General features: G+C 45.2%; 15 protein-coding genes. 7 read left to right on the forward strand and 8 right to left on the reverse strand.

What is annotated here, in order from left to right; genetic code table 11:
• The first annotated feature begins 254 nt into the window (after window positions 1-254).
• The 3 genes from AOT11_RS13285 (at window position 255) to ihfA (ending at window position 2,331) form a co-directional block, all read left to right on the forward strand.
• Entirely contained in the window at window positions 255-968 is a 714-nt protein-coding gene (locus tag AOT11_RS13285) for an NUDIX hydrolase (RefSeq protein ID WP_026050558.1), read from the forward strand.
• Window positions 969-980: 12 nt separating this feature from the next.
• Entirely contained in the window at window positions 981-1,625 is a 645-nt protein-coding gene (locus AOT11_RS13290; RefSeq protein WP_017421075.1) for a cysteine hydrolase family protein, read from the forward strand.
• A gap of 415 nt (window positions 1,626-2,040) precedes the next feature.
• Window positions 2,041-2,331, forward strand: a complete 291-nt coding sequence (ihfA, locus tag AOT11_RS13295; RefSeq protein WP_017421074.1) for an integration host factor subunit alpha — start codon at window positions 2,041-2,043, stop codon at window positions 2,329-2,331.
• A gap of 81 nt (window positions 2,332-2,412) precedes the next feature.
• Here ihfA and AOT11_RS13300 read toward each other — a convergent pair whose 3' ends face one another.
• Window positions 2,413-3,189, reverse strand: a complete 777-nt coding sequence (locus AOT11_RS13300; RefSeq protein WP_017421073.1) for a nucleotidyltransferase family protein — start codon at window positions 3,187-3,189, stop codon at window positions 2,413-2,415.
• 290 nt (window positions 3,190-3,479) lie between these two features.
• On the opposite strand from AOT11_RS13300, the gene AOT11_RS13305 reads away from it, so the two are divergent.
• Complete coding sequence (locus AOT11_RS13305) at window positions 3,480-4,133, forward strand: thiopurine S-methyltransferase (protein ID WP_017421072.1); 654 nt, start codon at window positions 3,480-3,482, stop codon at window positions 4,131-4,133.
• A 52-nt stretch (window positions 4,134-4,185) separates the two neighbouring features.
• Here the strand turns inward: AOT11_RS13305 and purT are convergent, their stop codons facing one another.
• From purT to AOT11_RS13340, 7 genes are all read right to left on the reverse strand, one after another.
• A complete protein-coding gene (purT, locus tag AOT11_RS13310; RefSeq protein WP_017421071.1) occupies window positions 4,186-5,361 on the reverse strand; it encodes a formate-dependent phosphoribosylglycinamide formyltransferase in 1,176 nt (391 codons plus the stop codon).
• A gap of 130 nt (window positions 5,362-5,491) precedes the next feature.
• Window positions 5,492-6,379: a cytidine deaminase gene (cdd, locus tag AOT11_RS13315; RefSeq protein ID WP_017421070.1), complete on the reverse strand. Its 888-nt coding sequence runs from the start codon at window positions 6,377-6,379 to the stop codon at window positions 5,492-5,494.
• A gap of 359 nt (window positions 6,380-6,738) precedes the next feature.
• Window positions 6,739-6,921, reverse strand: coding sequence for a hypothetical protein (locus AOT11_RS13320; RefSeq protein ID WP_017421069.1), 183 nt, complete (start codon window positions 6,919-6,921; stop codon window positions 6,739-6,741).
• Window positions 6,922-7,092: 171 nt separating this feature from the next.
• Entirely contained in the window at window positions 7,093-8,097 is a 1,005-nt protein-coding gene (locus AOT11_RS13325) for a J domain-containing protein (protein ID WP_017421068.1), read from the reverse strand.
• 83 nt (window positions 8,098-8,180) lie between these two features.
• Window positions 8,181-8,846: a YiaD family glycine zipper/OmpA-like lipoprotein gene (locus tag AOT11_RS13330; RefSeq protein ID WP_026050560.1), complete on the reverse strand. Its 666-nt coding sequence runs from the start codon at window positions 8,844-8,846 to the stop codon at window positions 8,181-8,183.
• An 87-nt stretch (window positions 8,847-8,933) separates the two neighbouring features.
• Window positions 8,934-9,623 carry a DUF2786 domain-containing protein gene (locus AOT11_RS13335; RefSeq protein ID WP_011080250.1) on the reverse strand — a complete coding sequence of 230 codons (690 nt, stop codon included), beginning with the start codon at window positions 9,621-9,623 and terminating at the stop codon, window positions 8,934-8,936.
• A gap of 147 nt (window positions 9,624-9,770) precedes the next feature.
• Entirely contained in the window at window positions 9,771-10,460 is a 690-nt protein-coding gene (locus AOT11_RS13340) for a DUF3334 family protein (protein ID WP_011080251.1), read from the reverse strand.
• Between the two features lie 213 nt (window positions 10,461-10,673).
• On the opposite strand from AOT11_RS13340, the gene ydiJ reads away from it, so the two are divergent.
• The 3 genes from ydiJ to AOT11_RS13355 all read left to right on the forward strand — a co-directional run bounded on the left by ydiJ (window position 10,674) and on the right by AOT11_RS13355 (window position 16,057).
• A complete protein-coding gene (gene ydiJ, locus AOT11_RS13345; RefSeq protein ID WP_017421067.1) occupies window positions 10,674-13,718 on the forward strand; it encodes a D-2-hydroxyglutarate dehydrogenase YdiJ in 3,045 nt (1,014 codons plus the stop codon).
• A 71-nt stretch (window positions 13,719-13,789) separates the two neighbouring features.
• Entirely contained in the window at window positions 13,790-14,251 is a 462-nt protein-coding gene (locus AOT11_RS13350) for a methyltransferase family protein (protein ID WP_017421066.1), read from the forward strand.
• A gap of 174 nt (window positions 14,252-14,425) precedes the next feature.
• The gene (locus tag AOT11_RS13355) at window positions 14,426-16,057 is read left to right on the forward strand and encodes a S1 family peptidase (RefSeq protein ID WP_017421065.1); all 1,632 of its coding nucleotides are present in this window, start codon (window positions 14,426-14,428) and stop codon (window positions 16,055-16,057) included.
• Window positions 16,058-16,126 lie beyond the last annotated feature (69 nt).

Raw genomic sequence — 16,126 nt, forward strand, 5'->3', positions numbered from 1 at the left:
GTTAAGAACATTTTGTTCATTAATGTGCTGAACTCTAAATGAGAGAGTATAGTTTGTCAATTTTTGTTACTAACGTCTCATTGCTCGGCGAGGCTAGTGTCAGCTAATTTGATTATCTTCTTGGGTGGGTAAAGTACAACGGGAATCGATTGACTAGGTATAAAACAAAGTTAGGAACAAAAGTGTACTTTCCTATTGACCCTATAGGAGCGTCTCAGTATTGTAGTGCCAGTTTGATATTTAAGAGTTAGCGTATGATTGTTACGATTGACATGATTTGCTTGAAGCTAGGTGAGAAAGGGTTGGAAGTTCTGCTGATTAAGCGCACCAATCCTGAGCGACCGCAGCATGGCATGTGGTCTATTCCGGGAGGATTTGTGTTTGAACACGATTTATCCCAAGAGGGAGGACAACCCGCCGACGCTGATTTTGACTCTGCGCGACGTCGTATCTGCCGACAAAAAATTCATACCTATCCTCACTACATCAGTGAGCCGATGGTGGATGGTAATCCAAAGCGCGATCCCCATGGTTGGAGCGTGACCATCGCTCACTATGCATTACTTAATCAAACCAATATCGAACAAATTCAAAACTGTGGTTTGTGCGATCAGCAATTGGCTTGGTTCGCGCTTGAGTCGGTACTGCAAGGTAAAGTGGCGCTGGCCTTTGACCATGCTGATTTAATTCGCCTCGCATGGACCAAATTACGTGCCGCGATCGAATACACTTCGGTGGTTTTGTTTGCACTCGAAAAAGAGTTTCTCGTTTCTGACATCATTCATGCCTACGCCAAGTTTGGTGTGGATGTGAACCGCATGACGATCAAGCGACGCTTGATCGATACTGGTGTGATCGTTAGCGCGAATAAAATTGCCTCGACCAATAAGGGGAAAGGAGGCAAGCCCGCTCAAGTTTATAGCTTAGCGCATAAGCACGTAACCTATTTTCAAACTTGCTTGCGTTAAAGGGAGTTAAACATGGTAGATATCTTTAAAAATCGCACCGCGTCGTTAGATGTGGATCCGCAACAAGGGTTTAGTGAGTTATGCCCGAATGAGCTTCCTGTCTCCGGTGCGTTAGAAATTGTTGAAGCGTTAAAGCAGAATCACACAAAAACAAAGTTAAAGTTAGTGTCGCGCGATATGCATCCTCCGGGAGCTGCGTGGGAAGCTGAAACGCCTGCAAACATGTTAGAGCCGGTTGGTCTTCCGGAAGTGGATATTAAATGGAATCCGCATTGTATTGTCGGTACGCAGGGTGTCGAATTGTTACCGGGGTTACCGGCTATTCGAGAGTACGATTTCCAAATGAATAAAGGTATCGATCCCGATGCTCACCCATACGGGGCATTTTATCATGACCAAGCCGATACGCTATCGACAGGGGGAATTGAGTTCCTTCGTACCCATGGAATAGATACTGTGCTTGTCGGTGGGTTGGCACTGGACTTTTGCGTGAAGAAATCCATTGAACAGCTTGTTGCCGCAGGTTTTAAGGTGATTCTAAATTTGGCGTCAACTCGCGCAGTGTTTCCAGAAAACAACGCACAGGTGCTCAGTCACTTAACGGCGCTTGGCGTTATCTGTATCGATGATGTGAATCAAGTGCAACTGCACGAATGAAATACTGCTATTTTTGAAACAAATTGCTAGGGTGTTATCCTATTTATGTGCATGTTATTGCGGTTGCAACTTACTGATAAAAAGGAAGGTTTTGTCAGAGTGGTGAAAAAACATGCGATAGCTAACGAAAATATCAAATAGATAAAAATTTCGTAATTTGACTTAAGTTTAGTTGTTTAGTCTTTATAAGTGTTTGCTTTATTACATTTTTTGTTGAATTGCTTCAAAAATTGACACTCTAGCGCTGTTTTTTTGATTTCAATGCGCGATTTAGATCAAATAAAAAGTTGGCGTAAATCAGAAGCTTGGCATACACTTTCCGTTGTAAGCCCGATATGTTGTTGATTGGTAGGGCAAATTGCTTTGGCGCTACCCACTGTGTAGCAAGGTATAACTTAGCTTTGAGGAAAGTTTTATGGCGCTCACAAAAGCCGATTTGGCAGAGAACCTGTTTGAAACACTAGGATTTAGTAAACGGGACGCCAAGGACACGGTTGAAGTGTTTTTTGAAGAAATTCGCAAGGCACTAGAAAATGGCGAGCAGGTAAAGCTATCAGGTTTTGGTAACTTTGACTTACGTGATAAGAACGAAAGACCTGGTCGTAATCCAAAAACCGGTGAAGACATTCCAATTACTGCACGACGCGTTGTCACTTTCAGACCGGGCCAGAAGCTAAAAGCTCGCGTAGAAAATCTTAAAAAGTAATTGAATCTGAACACTGAAAGACCACGCATTGCGTGGTCTTCGTTTATCTGCGGTATCTCACTCGCTTATTTGCTTAAGCGCTTAAGCCGCTTCCAAGTGTGTGGTTAAATAAGGTTGCCACGCTTGTTGGTAAAGATCTTTCGAGTGGCTTCTTAGTCGTTTAATGGTCGCCAACTCGACATCATTCAGTGAACGCGTTTCACTTGCCGCTTGTCTCTCCATCATTTGAATTTGCTGATATAAATCGTGTTCAGGGCCACTTTTCACATCTGCAATGGCTTTTAGGTGCAATTGGACTTCTGCAACTAAGTTAGTCTTTGGTAGTTGCACCAACAGGTTGAGGTCGCGATATCCAGACTCACCTGGGCTCTTAAAGCGGTTTTTCACCTTTACGATGCGTGTTTCTCGCTCTAAAGCCTCGTAGGCACTAACAAGGCTAGCCACGTCATCGGCCACAATGGTTGCCCTAGCGAGGTCAGTAATACGCTCTGGTTGATGATTAAGTTCCAAGGCAATTTTTTGTTTTGCACGTTGTTGTGACTTCACACCAGCAAAATAGGGCTGAGTATCCGTCAACAGCGCCGTGCTCTTTACGATGGTCTCGAGCTCAAATTGCGCTTGATGTGCTTTGCTATAAAGCACGTCGAAATCAGTGTAGGGTTGAAGTGGTCGCGTATCAGTGGATTGAATGCCGTATAAACCGCTCAAGCTGTGTTTAAACAGTTTTGAGCACACTTCATTTTGGCTGGTTTCGCGCTGTTTTTCTTGGTTCGATGGCGCGGTGGGAATGGCTGCAAACGCAGGTGCACGGCTTAGTACCAAAAGCATCAATGCGGTAGTACGAAGAAATAAGCTCATTCACTCTCCTTAACTTGCGTTGTTTTAGTAAACGGGGGAGTTAAAAGGTCTAAAACACAGTCAAGTTACTTAAGTTATGGGGGCGCACTGTCAGGAAACAATCAAGATAAGTGTATATGTTTCTCTTATGTGCGCAGTGTCACACACTGCATAATCCTCCGATTTCAGTCATACACTCTACATTTCTGGGATTAACGAAATATGAACGAAAACCACTTTTCACTGTTTTCAATGTTAATTATTGGTTAGGCTATGGCGCAGGTCAGTTCAAAAGAAAGATACAAATCACGATGAGAGATGCAGAATTTTGGCACAACAAATGGGCCAGCAATCAGATTGGCTTCCATTTGGAAGACGTTAACCCATTGTTGACCCGTTTTTGGTCTGTATTGGCCCCGAAGCGAGAAGAAACGGTTTTGGTTCCACTTTGTGGCAAAACAGAAGATCTTGCGTGGTTAGCCACAAAACATGATCACGTTGAAGGCGCTGAACTTAGTTTGATTGCTGTGCGGTCATTTTTTGCAGAGCACTTCTACACTCCGACGGTGATTCCGATTTCCGGCCAACATGAGCTCTATCAGTTTGATGAGTTGGCTATTTACGCGGGGGATTTTTTCACCGCTCCGCTCAGTAAAGCAGATTTGATATACGACCGTGCTGCACTGATCGCGTTGCCAGAAGAGATGCGAGTGGAGTATGTACAACGCATTCGTGGTCTATTAAATCCTGGCGGGCGTATTTTACTGGTGAGTTTAGATTACCCTCAGCAAGAGATGTCCGGCCCTCCGTTTTCGGTGACTCAAAAAGAGATAGAACACTTATTTGCGGGCATGCGTGTGACACGTTTGCATCAAGACATTGCGGATGAACATCATCCCAAAATTGCAAAACAAGGCTTAAGTCGCTTTAGCGAAGAAGTCTACGTTATTGAAAGCAATAAATAACAAAGGGTAGCGTGAGCTACCCTTTTTAATTTGCTTAATCGAAAAACGATATTCAGTAAATCACTTTGATTTTCTTGGCACTTTCTATTGCCGCATCCACTGCTTTTTCAGTGCTAGAACGACGTGTCAACACCACGCCTAAACGACGACGACCATTAATATCGGGTTTGCCAAAAAGACGCAACTGGGTTTGCGGTTGTTCAAGAGCGTCAGACATCCCGTCAAAGCGAATGTTCTCTGACTGACCATTGCCTAAAATCACCGCTGACGCGCAAGGGCCGTATTGGGTAATCTTGTTGACTGGCATGCCAGTAAATGCGCGAACGTGGAGAGCAAATTCAGACATTTCTTGAGAGATGAGCGTTACTAGCCCAGTATCGTGCGGGCGAGGGGAGACTTCGTTGAAGATCACCTTGTCACCTTTGACGAAAAGTTCTACACCGAAAAGACCGTAGCCGCCTAATGCATTGACGACCTGCTCTGCGGTGTATTCTGCGGCTTTGATAGCATTTTCAGACATTTTTTGTGGTTGCCACGATTCACGATAATCTCCATCTTCTTGTCGATGGCCAATTGGTGCACAGAAATGCACGCCATCAACCGCGCGGACGGTAAGAAGAGTGATCTCATAATCGAAGTCGATAAAGCCTTCAACAATCACTCGTCCAGCGCCTGTGCGACCGCCTTCTTGAGCGTATTGCCATGCTTTCTCAATGTCGGCTGGAGATTTAATCACGCTTTGTCCTTTGCCAGAAGAACTCATCACGGGTTTTACAACGCAAGGAATCGACACCGCTTCAACGGCTTCGACAAATTGCTGATAGTTATCTGCAAAGCGATAGGGTGAGGTAGTGAGGCCAAGCTCTTCTGCAGCTAAACGACGAATCCCTTCACGGTTCATCGTAAGTTTGGTTGCTTTTGCACTAGGAACCACGTTTAAGCCTTGTTCCTCAAGTTCTACCAACTTGTCTGTTGCGATGGCCTCGATCTCCGGAACCACAAACGCAGGTTGTTCTGCAGCGATAACTTTCTCTAGCTCGCTTGCATCTAACATGTCGAAAACATAACTGCGGTGTGCTACTTGCATCGCGGGTGCATCAGGGTAACGATCACAGGCAATCACTTCCAGACCAAGACGTTGGCATTCGATTGCCACCTCTTTACCGAGTTCACCAGAGCCTAAAAGTAATACGCGTGTGGCGCTTTCGCGAGTCGCGGTACCGAACATAGTGCTTCCTTTAAAAGTAATCAGAGAGAATAAAATTGCCGCCGATCATACTCAATTTAACCCACAAAGCAAACGTTTGCTTTGCGGTTTTAAAGAAAGCCCTACGTAAAGTAGGGCTGACGAGATATCACTATAGGCTGAGATAACTCACTGGAATGTCGGGGTTTAAGGCTTCCAGTGTTGACTGAGTGCATGCTAAGTGGCTAATTTTACCTTTATGGTTTTCAACCAGAGCTGCAGCCTGAATACTTGCAAATGTCTCACCCGCCAGCAGCAGTTGAATCAAAGCCACTTGCAGTGGTGGAAGGCTTGGGTTGAAAGCGGCGTTTTCGGCGTATGCACCCAGATAAACGCGTCCACTTTCCGTTTGCAATGCCACGCCACTCAAGTTGTGTGTATAAGGTGCATGACTGCGGTTCATCGCTTCAACCGCACGTTGCATTAAGGCATCATCATCTTCAGTGGTGAAACCATGATGGACTTGGCTCATTAATGCGGATTCGATGCCCAAATCTGAAGGGCCAAATGAATCTGGCAGATAGTCGTGTAGTTTCTTTTCTTCGCGCTCTGGCAATTGAATCTTAAGCTCTTTGGCACTGGATAATTCATTCATGAATTGACGGCAGTGGCCACAAGGGCTGAAATTAATGGTGATGTCTGAAAGACCTTGCTCGCCTTTCATCCATGCATGGCTGATCGCCGATTGTTCAGCATGAACTGTTTGTCCAAGTTGGACTCCATCAAACTCCATATTAGCGCCAAAATAAAGAGTACCAGATAGGCCACGAACGATCGCGCCAACATAAAACTCAGAGATGGGCGCGTAAGAGTAGGCGGCAGCAAAGGGAAGCAGCGCAACGCGCAGTTGGTTATCGGTCATCCCTGTTTGCTTGAGTAACTCATCAAACTGAACTGTTGAAAGGGAAGCATCAAAGTCAGCAGCCAAAATGATAGGCGCTAGATGGCGTGAAAGTGATTCTGGTGCGCTTGCCAGCGCGTTCTCAAAGCGACTCTTCATGGTGAATCCTTGTAATTGCATGGAAGGTTATTCTATGCAAGAACGAAAACTCTTCAGTGATCTTTGTCACTATAAGTAATGTAACGGTGGTTTATGTTGCATTATTAGAGTGATGTCACAAATGTATTCGATTGCACAATGCTTCAGAAAGATAGTTGAATATTTCTGGTTATGCGAAGGTCTGTCTGTTTGAGGAGAAAAATGGGTAGAAGAAGCGAAGGGGAAGCTGGCACTGACGATAAAAAATACCCTCTGCAAAGAGAGGGTATCGAAATCATCCATTGATGCTTGATTCATTCCTAGAGTGGTTATCCAAGCTTATTGATTTTTTATTTACGATAAAGTGCGGCTAGCTGACACTATGAACTTAACATTTGACGATCACGCATCTGTTGTTCACCAATGTTAAACAAGCGCACATCAATTTTCGCAATGTCATTGCATTCTTGACATGCGTGATGGCATTTGCCATCAAGATAGTCATGTCTAGTCAGCATTCTTGGCTTTTTGCACCAATCGCAGGTGCCTTCAATTGTAAACATCTCGTTCTCCCCACCTAGAGTCTTGGTTAGGTGTTATTTTGCGGCGCTATTATGCCATAACTTTTCTATGGGTGTTAAATGTCTGTAAATAAAATTTGAGAGCGTGATCGATTGCGAGAGTAGATTATATGGGTGTTTCGTGTTTTGATTGATATATCAACAATTGTTGTGTTACTTATTTGTAACATTCTGTAATAGTACTTTTAATGCTCCGTTTAGACGCTTCATTTCCTCTTCACTACCTCTGGCATCCGGGTGGTAGAGTTTCGAAAGCTGGCGGAAGCGAATTTTGATCGACTTTTCGTCAGGAATGTTACTTGGCAGGTAACCAAACATCGCGCAAGCCAGCGCTACCTTATGATTTTTTTGTTGATTCTGCAGTTTTTTGTACTCGTTAAAGACTTTTTCTAACTGGCGTTTTAACTGCTTGTTACTGAACTGCTGACTTTTCAGTTCCTTTTCTAGTGTTAAGTCGCGGTCTATTTGCTGAGTGAGTCGACGTTTTCGTATTGTGCGCGCCAAAGAAACGCCTGCAAGAATAACAGTGAGCAAGAGAGCAATAGGGATCCAATCACTGACTACAGAAGTACTGCTTTTTTGCGAGAAATTGGTTTGGTTTGATGTGAGCGAATGCTCGTCAATGGGTTCCGCCAAAGCGTTATCGAGCTGCGATATCGCAGAGACTTGCTTAGCACGCAACTGGTTGAATTTAAGTTCAAGTATGCGATTGTATTCACGATCGGCTTGCGGATTGGTTTTTGCCGCGATACCAAACCACTGCTGAGCAAGTTCAAGATTGCTAAATTCATTGCCGTGCTGTTCATAGAGATTGCCCAAACGCAGAAGGGCAAGTTGATTACCTTGAAGTGCCGAGTGGAGGTACCAATTTGCGGCGCTTTTAATATTGCCTTGCGTCCCTATGCCGCTTTCTAAAGCTTGTGCGAGTTTAAACTGGGCAGGCTCGTACCCTAACTCAGCCGATTGTTGGTACCAATAGAAAGCATCGACAGAAGCCGTGTCATCTTGGTGCTGTTCGAGTTGAACCGCGAGCTGATATTGTGCCTTGGGATCTTGCTGATTGGCTTTTGCTGTTAACTCCTGTGTACTTTCCGCATGAGAGCCAAAAGAAAGCATCAGGAACATGAGCGAAGTAACAAGCAAAATGGGTTTGCGCAAAATGGGATCTCTAGAGGTTAGGTTCAGTCCAAATTATAGACTGAACCTAATGTGAAATCAGCAGCTAAGCCAAAATTGCGTTATTACTTGAGTGGCAGGATTTGTATCTCGACACGGCGGTTACACGCTCGGCCTTCTGCGGTGCTGTTGGTGCAAAGAGGGTAACGTTCACCGTTGCCTCGTGCGACGGCTCGGCCTGCAGCAACGTTTTGAGAAATCAGGAAGCTACGGACGGATTCAGCACGACGCTCGGAGAGAATTTGGTTAGAGGCATCATTGCCTGTGCTGTCAGTAAAGCCATCAATCACTAAGCTGGTATCTGGGTACTCAACTAAGATTTGAGCCACACCTTTAAGGGTATTGTGAATGCTGCTATCCAGAGCATAAGAGCTTGAGCTAAAACCGATGCCATTTTCAAGACGTAACAGCAATTGATTTTCGCCAACACGTTCGACCTGAACGCCAGAATTAAGCAGTGCTTCACGCAAGGCTTTCTCTTGTTGGTCAAAGTAATACCCAACACCACCACCAATAGCGGCTCCACCTGCTGCGCCGATCAGGGCACGTTTACCACGATCTTTTTTATCGCCAGTTGCCGCGCCGGCTACTGCGCCTGCAATCGCACCAATCAGTGCGCCTTTGGTGGCTGAGTTGGTTTCAGATTCGCCAGTGGTTGCATTCTGACGTTGAGTTGCCTGACATCCGCTTAGAGTCAGAAGAATTGCTAAAGCAATAGAAACTTTTTTCAAAGTCATCTCTCCATGTACATTCAGAGGCTAACTGCTGCCTCCGTGCGGATTATTCAGCAAGTCAATGAGAGAAATGTCAGTGTAAGGTTATCTTTTTTCGATTTGTTTCATCGCTTGCGCACCGCCAACTGGGCGGTTTACAGACACTTTGCGCCCTTTTTTTAGGCCCACTTCGTAATCGGCGGTGAGATTTTTCATCGCCTCACGCAGTTGCTGCTTAAAGGTTTCACGATCGATGTTTTGGAACTCTTTATCGATGTAGTTATTGATTTTGTTAGCTGATTCTTCATCAGGCGTGATCACGGGCAGTTTTTCCAATGCGCCTTCTACCCAGCCAGAGACAAACGAGTTGACTCGTCGTGTCACCTCAAGTGAAGAGGTGCCAGAGCCTGCAAAACTATTGCGGAATTGGCCCGTGCTTTCGTTCATTTCACGGTAAATAATGTCAAAGGCGAAAGCGGCGAAAATAGCACGGTCAGCTTCACCAATGAACTCTAAGCGTTTGAGTCCCTTATGGTTAAGCAACACTGCTTCTACACCAAATTTGGTATTGATACCACGAATAACACGCAGTAAGACGGAACTGATACTCGCAGGCAGAAGATGGGTTGATTGAGTTTTTCCCATCTTAATGAACTCGATATCGTCTTTGTCGAGGCCATACTTGAGCATCAAGCGATGCGCCATCTTAATCGCGTTGGCCGCTTCGTTGACATTGGCGGAGTTGCCTAGCTCTAGGCATTTGGCAATTTTCTTCAGCGCTTTTTGTTTATCCATAGACAATGGCAAAAACCTAACTCAATCAGCAAAGTCGGACATCATACCTTTTTTTCGACAAAATTTGAATCCTTGCGAGAGGCGCGGTGACAAAAAAGCCGTGTCACAGTGGACACGGCTTTTGCTGGCTAGATATTGCGAAAAGGCTTAGATACCCAGTTCATCAAGCAAATCTGAGGTAATGTCTAACTCCTCTTCTGATGAGTTGCTCTCTGCTTTCTTGCCGCGCATGTTTGCTTGCGCCGCTTCTAAAATATCATCCGGATTCTCATCTTCAGCGACTTCGAAATCTTCAAGCTGAATAAATTCAGTTTTATCCATCGCAAGCTCTAAGTAGAAGATGTTGTTATTTGCCGTAGAGAAGGTCACGCGACGCGCTTGTGGGCGGTCTAGGTTGGTATCCACCGAAAGAATAACCTGTTTGTTCAGAGACAGCATTTTGGGCTGATTTTGGGTGATGTTGGTTTGCAGTTCTTTGCGAATTTTATTGGTGAAATCGCCGACTAATTGGTTCATCAACTCACCCAGTACATCACCCACTTCATCGGAGGTGTGCAACACGGCCAGTTCTTCTTCTGGCATGCCCATATTACGCATGTAATTAGTGTAAATCTCTAATGCTGCTTTTGCGGTAAAGTTGATGACGACAAGGCCAGTAAAACCACCATCAAAAAGAACAAAACAGCCGAAATCAGGCTTTAGACTGGTTTTGTTGATTTTCTGCACCATTGCAGAATAGTGAATTTGAGAAGAGGTGGCAGAAGTGAGCACTCCAGATACGGACTGACACAGTTTTAACAAGATATCTTCGGTCGTAACGACTCTGTTTTTTTTCATTATCAATGCTCTGTTTAAGTTCTTTACATATGGTCTTTCAATGACTTTAGGTGGGTATCACCGGAAAAGAAAGTACAACTTTCATTTTTGCATTCAGATTCTGTTTTGATCACCTTTTTAAATGTTGTAAAGTGACGAAATTCAAAGATTAATTTCTAACTCTAATCATAAACCCGTGGCTGATAGGATCAGTGTTGTAGGGGCAGGAAGCAAATGTTACCAAGACTTAATTCTCAATCGGATGTCGATCCCGTTGTTCTTAGTTTTCTCAAAGAGCTTGAGCAAGCTGGTTTCAACGGTGACATTGAATCTCATTACGCAAGTCGCCTTGCCGTTGCGACTGATAACAGCGTGTATCAACAGTTACCTCAAGCTGTAATTCTTCCAAAAAGCACACAAGATGTCGCACTCATCTGCAAGCTTAGCCTAAACCCGTTGTTTGAGCGTATCACCTTTTCTCCAAGAGGCGGCGGTACGGGCACCAATGGCCAATCTTTAACTAAAGGGATTGTGGTTGATCTCTCTCGCCATATGAACAAAGTTTTGGAGATCAACGAGCAAGAAGGCTGGGTGCGTGTTCAAGCAGGCGTAGTGAAAGATCAACTGAATGATGCTGTGAGGCCATATGGATTTTTCTTCTCTCCAGATTTGTCGACCAGCAATCGCGCAACGCTGGGTGGGATGATTAATACCGATGCCTCTGGGCAAGGTTCATTGAAATACGGTAAAACGTCCGATCATGTTTTGTCTCTGCAAGCCGTTTTTGCCGATGGCTCAATGCTCGAATCGGATCTATCGAGAGGATTACCCGAAGAAGGACAATTTGCCCACACGGCTTTACAAGTCACGGAATCGGTATGTCGTGAAAAACGTCAGCAGATTGTAGACAAGTTCCCGCCATTGAACCGCTTTCTAACCGGTTATGATTTAAAAAATGCGATTGAAGAACAAACCGGCGAGTTTAACTTCACTCGCGTACTCTGTGGTGCCGAGGGTTCACTGGCGTTCATCACTGAAGCCAAACTCAACCTCACGCCGATTCCTAAAGCGCGAACGCTGGTAAATGTAAAATACAACAGTTTCGACGCCGCGCTACGTAATGCTCCCTTTATGGTTGAGGCAAAAGCGCTGTCTGTTGAAACCGTTGATTCCAAAGTCCTGAATCTTGCCAAGCAAGACATTGTTTGGCACAGCGTGAGTGATTTGATTACCGATGTACCAGGGCAGGAAATGCTCGGTTTAAACATGGTGGAATACGCAGGTGAAAATGAGCTGGAAGTCGCAGAGCAGGTGGCCGCGCTGACCAGCAAGCTCGATAGCATGCTAGAACAGGGTGAAGCCGGCATTATTGGCTATCAAGTGTGTAACGACGTGGCTAGCTTGGGACGTATCTACAACATGCGTAAGAAAGCGGTTGGATTGCTTGGCGCAGCGAAAGGACGAGCCAAACCGGTCGCGTTTGCGGAAGATACCTGCGTGCCACCAGAAAATTTGGCCGATTTTATCGCTGAGTTTCGTCAACTGCTGGACAGTAAAAATCTCGAGTACGGCATGTTTGGCCATGTAGATGCTGGGGTTTTGCATGTACGCCCAGCACTTGATCTTTGCGACCCGACACAAGAGTTGCTCATGCATGAGGTGTCCGATGAGGTTGTCAAACTGGTGGCGAAATATGGCGGTTTGATGTGGGGTGAGCATGGTAAGGGTTTTCGCTCTGAATACGGCCCTGACTTTTTTGGCCAGGAGTTGTTTACCGAGCTAAGACGCATTAAAGCGGCGTTCGATCCTTACAATAAAATGAATCCGGGTAAGATCTGTACACCACTGGGTAGCGATGCCGAACTCGTCAAAGTCTCGGACACGAAACGTGGGTACTTTGACCGACAAATCGATGTCAAAGTCCGTGATAGCTTCAAACAGGCGATGGAATGTAATGGCAATGGTTTGTGTTTTAACTACGACACAAGTTCGCCAATGTGTCCTTCGATGAAAGTGACGGCAGACAGACGCCATTCACCAAAAGGTCGTGCAGGTTTGGTTCGTGAATGGCTGCGCCAGTTGACTGAGCAGGGCATTGATATTTTGGATTTGGAAGCTCAAACCCTACAGGGTTCTTCGACCATTAAGAACATGCTTGATCGAGTCCGTAATCGAATTAATCAGCGTCATGAGTACGATTTCTCTCATGAAGTGTATGAGGCTATGAATGGTTGTTTGGCGTGCAAAGCGTGTGCCAGCCAATGCCCGATTAAAGTCGATGTGCCGAGCTTCCGTTCGCGTTTTCTCAACATCTACCACAGCCGTTATCAACGCCCAGCGAAGGATTATCTGGTTGCGAACATCGAAACCTTGTTGCCGATCATGTCTAAAGCGCCACGCTTGATTAATGGTGTGATTCGCCAATCGTGGATGCAAAGCTTAACGGAGAAAACGGTAGGGTACGTGGACACACCTTTGCTGTCGGTCCCGACCTTGAAACAGCGACTGGCAACACTTAAAGAGTTTGATTTACAACAGTTAAATGCGCTTTCAAGTGATGAAAAACGCGATCACGTCTTGATTGTTCAAGATCCATTTACCAGCTACTACGATGCACAGGTTGTTGAAGATTTCGCTGCGTTAGTCACGAGCTTAGGTAAGACGCCGATATTGCTGCCGTTCAAACCCAACGGTAAAGCGCAACACATCAAAGGCTTTTTAAAGCGTTTTGTGGCGACAGCGAGTGATACGGCAAAGTTCTTAGAGCTGGTGGCCGATTTAGCGATTCCTATGGTCGGTGTCGATCCTGCATTGGTGCTTTGTTATCGCGATGAATATCAAGAGATCTTGGGTGATAAACGGGGTGATTTTCAAGTGCTCACTGCGCACGAGTGGTTACTGCCTCGTCTAGCAGAGTTTGATGTGACAAAGGGCAGTGCAGAGCCACCTTGGTATTTGCTGGCGCATTGTACAGAAAAGACTAAGTTACCGAACGCGGAAAAAGAATGGGGCACTATTTTTACCCATTTTGGCGCTCAGCTTAATACCGTTCCAGTTGGCTGCTGTGGTATGGCTGGCACGTTTGGCCACGAAAGTGACAAGCTACAAATGTCGAAAGATATTTACGCCTTGAGCTGGCAGCCAAGTTTGGAGGCATTACCAAAAGAGCGTTGCTTGATCACCGGCTACTCATGTCGCTCTCAGGTGAAGCGGTTTGAAGGCGTTCAACCTCTTCATCCAGTGCAAGCACTGCTTTCCATTTGTCGTCAGAATGGATGATCGTTAGCCCAGCGTTATGCTGGGCTTTTTTGTAAAAAGACCTGCGACCGTCAAGGTCTCCGGAGTTGAGAATGGACAAACTCGAGTTAAAAATCCCCCCAGTCGCCGTATTTCTTATCCTCATATTGTTTATGTATTTGGCGAGTGAGTTTTTCATCTCATGGTCATTTTCACTTAGTGGTCGATTATGGTTCGCTGGCGTGTTGTTTGGCTTATCTGGCGCGATTGGTATGGCTGGTGTATTCGCGTTTCGTCAAGCACAAACGACGGTGAATCCAGTCAAACCAGAAAGTGCCTCGACGGTAGTATCTAATGGCATTTTTGCTTATACCCGCAACCCCATGTACCTCGCTTTATTGCTACTGCTACTCGCTTATGCGATTTGGTTAGAGAATATGTTGGCCTTTGTTGGTTGCCCTTTATTTGTTGCCTATATGAACCGCTTTCAAATTTATCCCGAAGAAAGAGCCTTAGAAGGATTGTTCGGTGAGCGTTATTTAGTTTACAAACAAAAAGTTAGACGCTGGATTTGATACAAAAGAAAGGGGTTTCTAATGTAGTGATTGTGAATGTTGAGAAGCGTGATATTGATCTGTGAAATGAATTCCATCTTGATGGTGTTTGCTCTTTATGAATGGTGCGTTTGATATATGATTTGTTGATTTTTAAGAACAATAATCATTAACGTCATGTTGTAAGGAAATATCATGTATCGTCGGAAAATACTTTCTATCGCTATCATATCTACATTGGCTTTCGCGAATAGCCAGGCTTTAGCTCTCGAGCCATTGAATAGCTCAGAAAGTTCTGTGGAACGCTCTAATCGAATTATTGGGGGATCTACGGCACCTGCCGAAAAGTGGCCATTTATGGCAGCTCTTGTGAGTAAGGGTTACAACGGAGGCAAAGGCCAATTTTGTGGCGCCAGTTTCATTGGCTCTAGGTATGTCCTGACGGCAGCGCATTGTTTGGATGCAACCTTGGGTGAAGATATTGAAGTGATCATCGGCCAGCAGAATCTGTCTGCAGCGACGAGTGAACAACGTCTTTCAGTGCGCAAAGTGTATGTTCATGAGGCGTATGTTGACGCTGCTATGGGAAATGACATTGCCATCTTAGAGTTGAGTGAAGAGTTTGGAGGTGGTTCCGTTCCCTTAGTAGAAGCCAGTTTTAGGAAATCATTGGCTGCTGGGAGCAACTTGACCGTGATGGGGTGGGGAGATCAAGACCCAACAGATAACTTTCGTGGTGCGACTCAGTTACAACAGGTCAACGTAGAACTGATTGATCAGCAAGTCTGCAAAAACGTACCAGCGCTGGGCTACGATAAAATCACGGAAAACGCATTCTGCGCGGGTGTGGTGCAGGGAGGAAAAGACTCCTGTCAAGGTGACAGTGGTGGCCCGATTGTTGTCAGTGATAATGGCCAATACAAACAGTTGGGTATTGTCAGTTGGGGTGATGGTTGCGCAGAGAAAGGCAAGTACGGCGTGTATGCCAATGTCAGTTATTACGCTGATTGGATTGCCAATAAAACAAAAGGCCTGAGTTACGATCAGCATGTTTATGAGGGCATCGTCTCACCAGGTATTCAGAGTGCGACGTTAACTTACCGAAATAATACCGAAAGCGAGTTGTTGCTATCCAACTTCGCCACGACGTCAAGTGCTCAAATCGTTCATAATACTTGCGAACAGCCTCTTGCAATCGGAGCCGAGTGCCAAGTTACTACAAGCTACAGTCTTCTTGGCTCTGGTGATTTTTCTTATGATGTGACAATGGATAGCAACCAAGGTATCGGCCAAGTTAAATCGACGGTGCATTATCAATCATACCCATTGGCCGACCCGTTCATATCAGATTGGATCATGGGACAAATTCCTAACCAACAACTGTCCGTATTTAGTCAAGGTATCGAGTGGGATTTTTCTGCGAAAGGGATTATGTCCGGTACTTTAGAAAAGGATCAATCCTCAGGTATTGCGATATCAGGGATAGCAAAAGGACAAGTGGCCTTGGACATGTCTGTCTCTTCGGAAGAAGAATTTGACGAACTGAAAGTCTTTGTGAATGGGCGGCTAGAGCTATCAGTAAGTGGTGAGCAAGAAGGGACAGTTTCATTCGTGTTGCCACGTGAGAAGAACGCCGTTGAACTGGTTTATGTGAAAGATGGGCTAGGAAGTGAAGGAGCAGATCGCGGTTTCTTAAATGCCATTCGCTACAGTTCATCACTTATCTTACCATCGGCAGAAAGTTCAAGTTCTGGTTCAAGCAGTGGTGGTAGCCTAGGTTGGTTATCGTTATTTGCTCTGTTGGGTTTCGTAAGACGAAAACACTAACAAATAGTAATAATGGTTTGAAGTGTACGTTTTGACCATCTCATATCAAAGAGAAAGGGAGCTTTAAAG

The organism is Vibrio vulnificus NBRC 15645 = ATCC 27562 (assembly GCF_002224265.1).
GTDB lineage: Bacteria > Pseudomonadota > Gammaproteobacteria > Enterobacterales > Vibrionaceae > Vibrio > Vibrio vulnificus.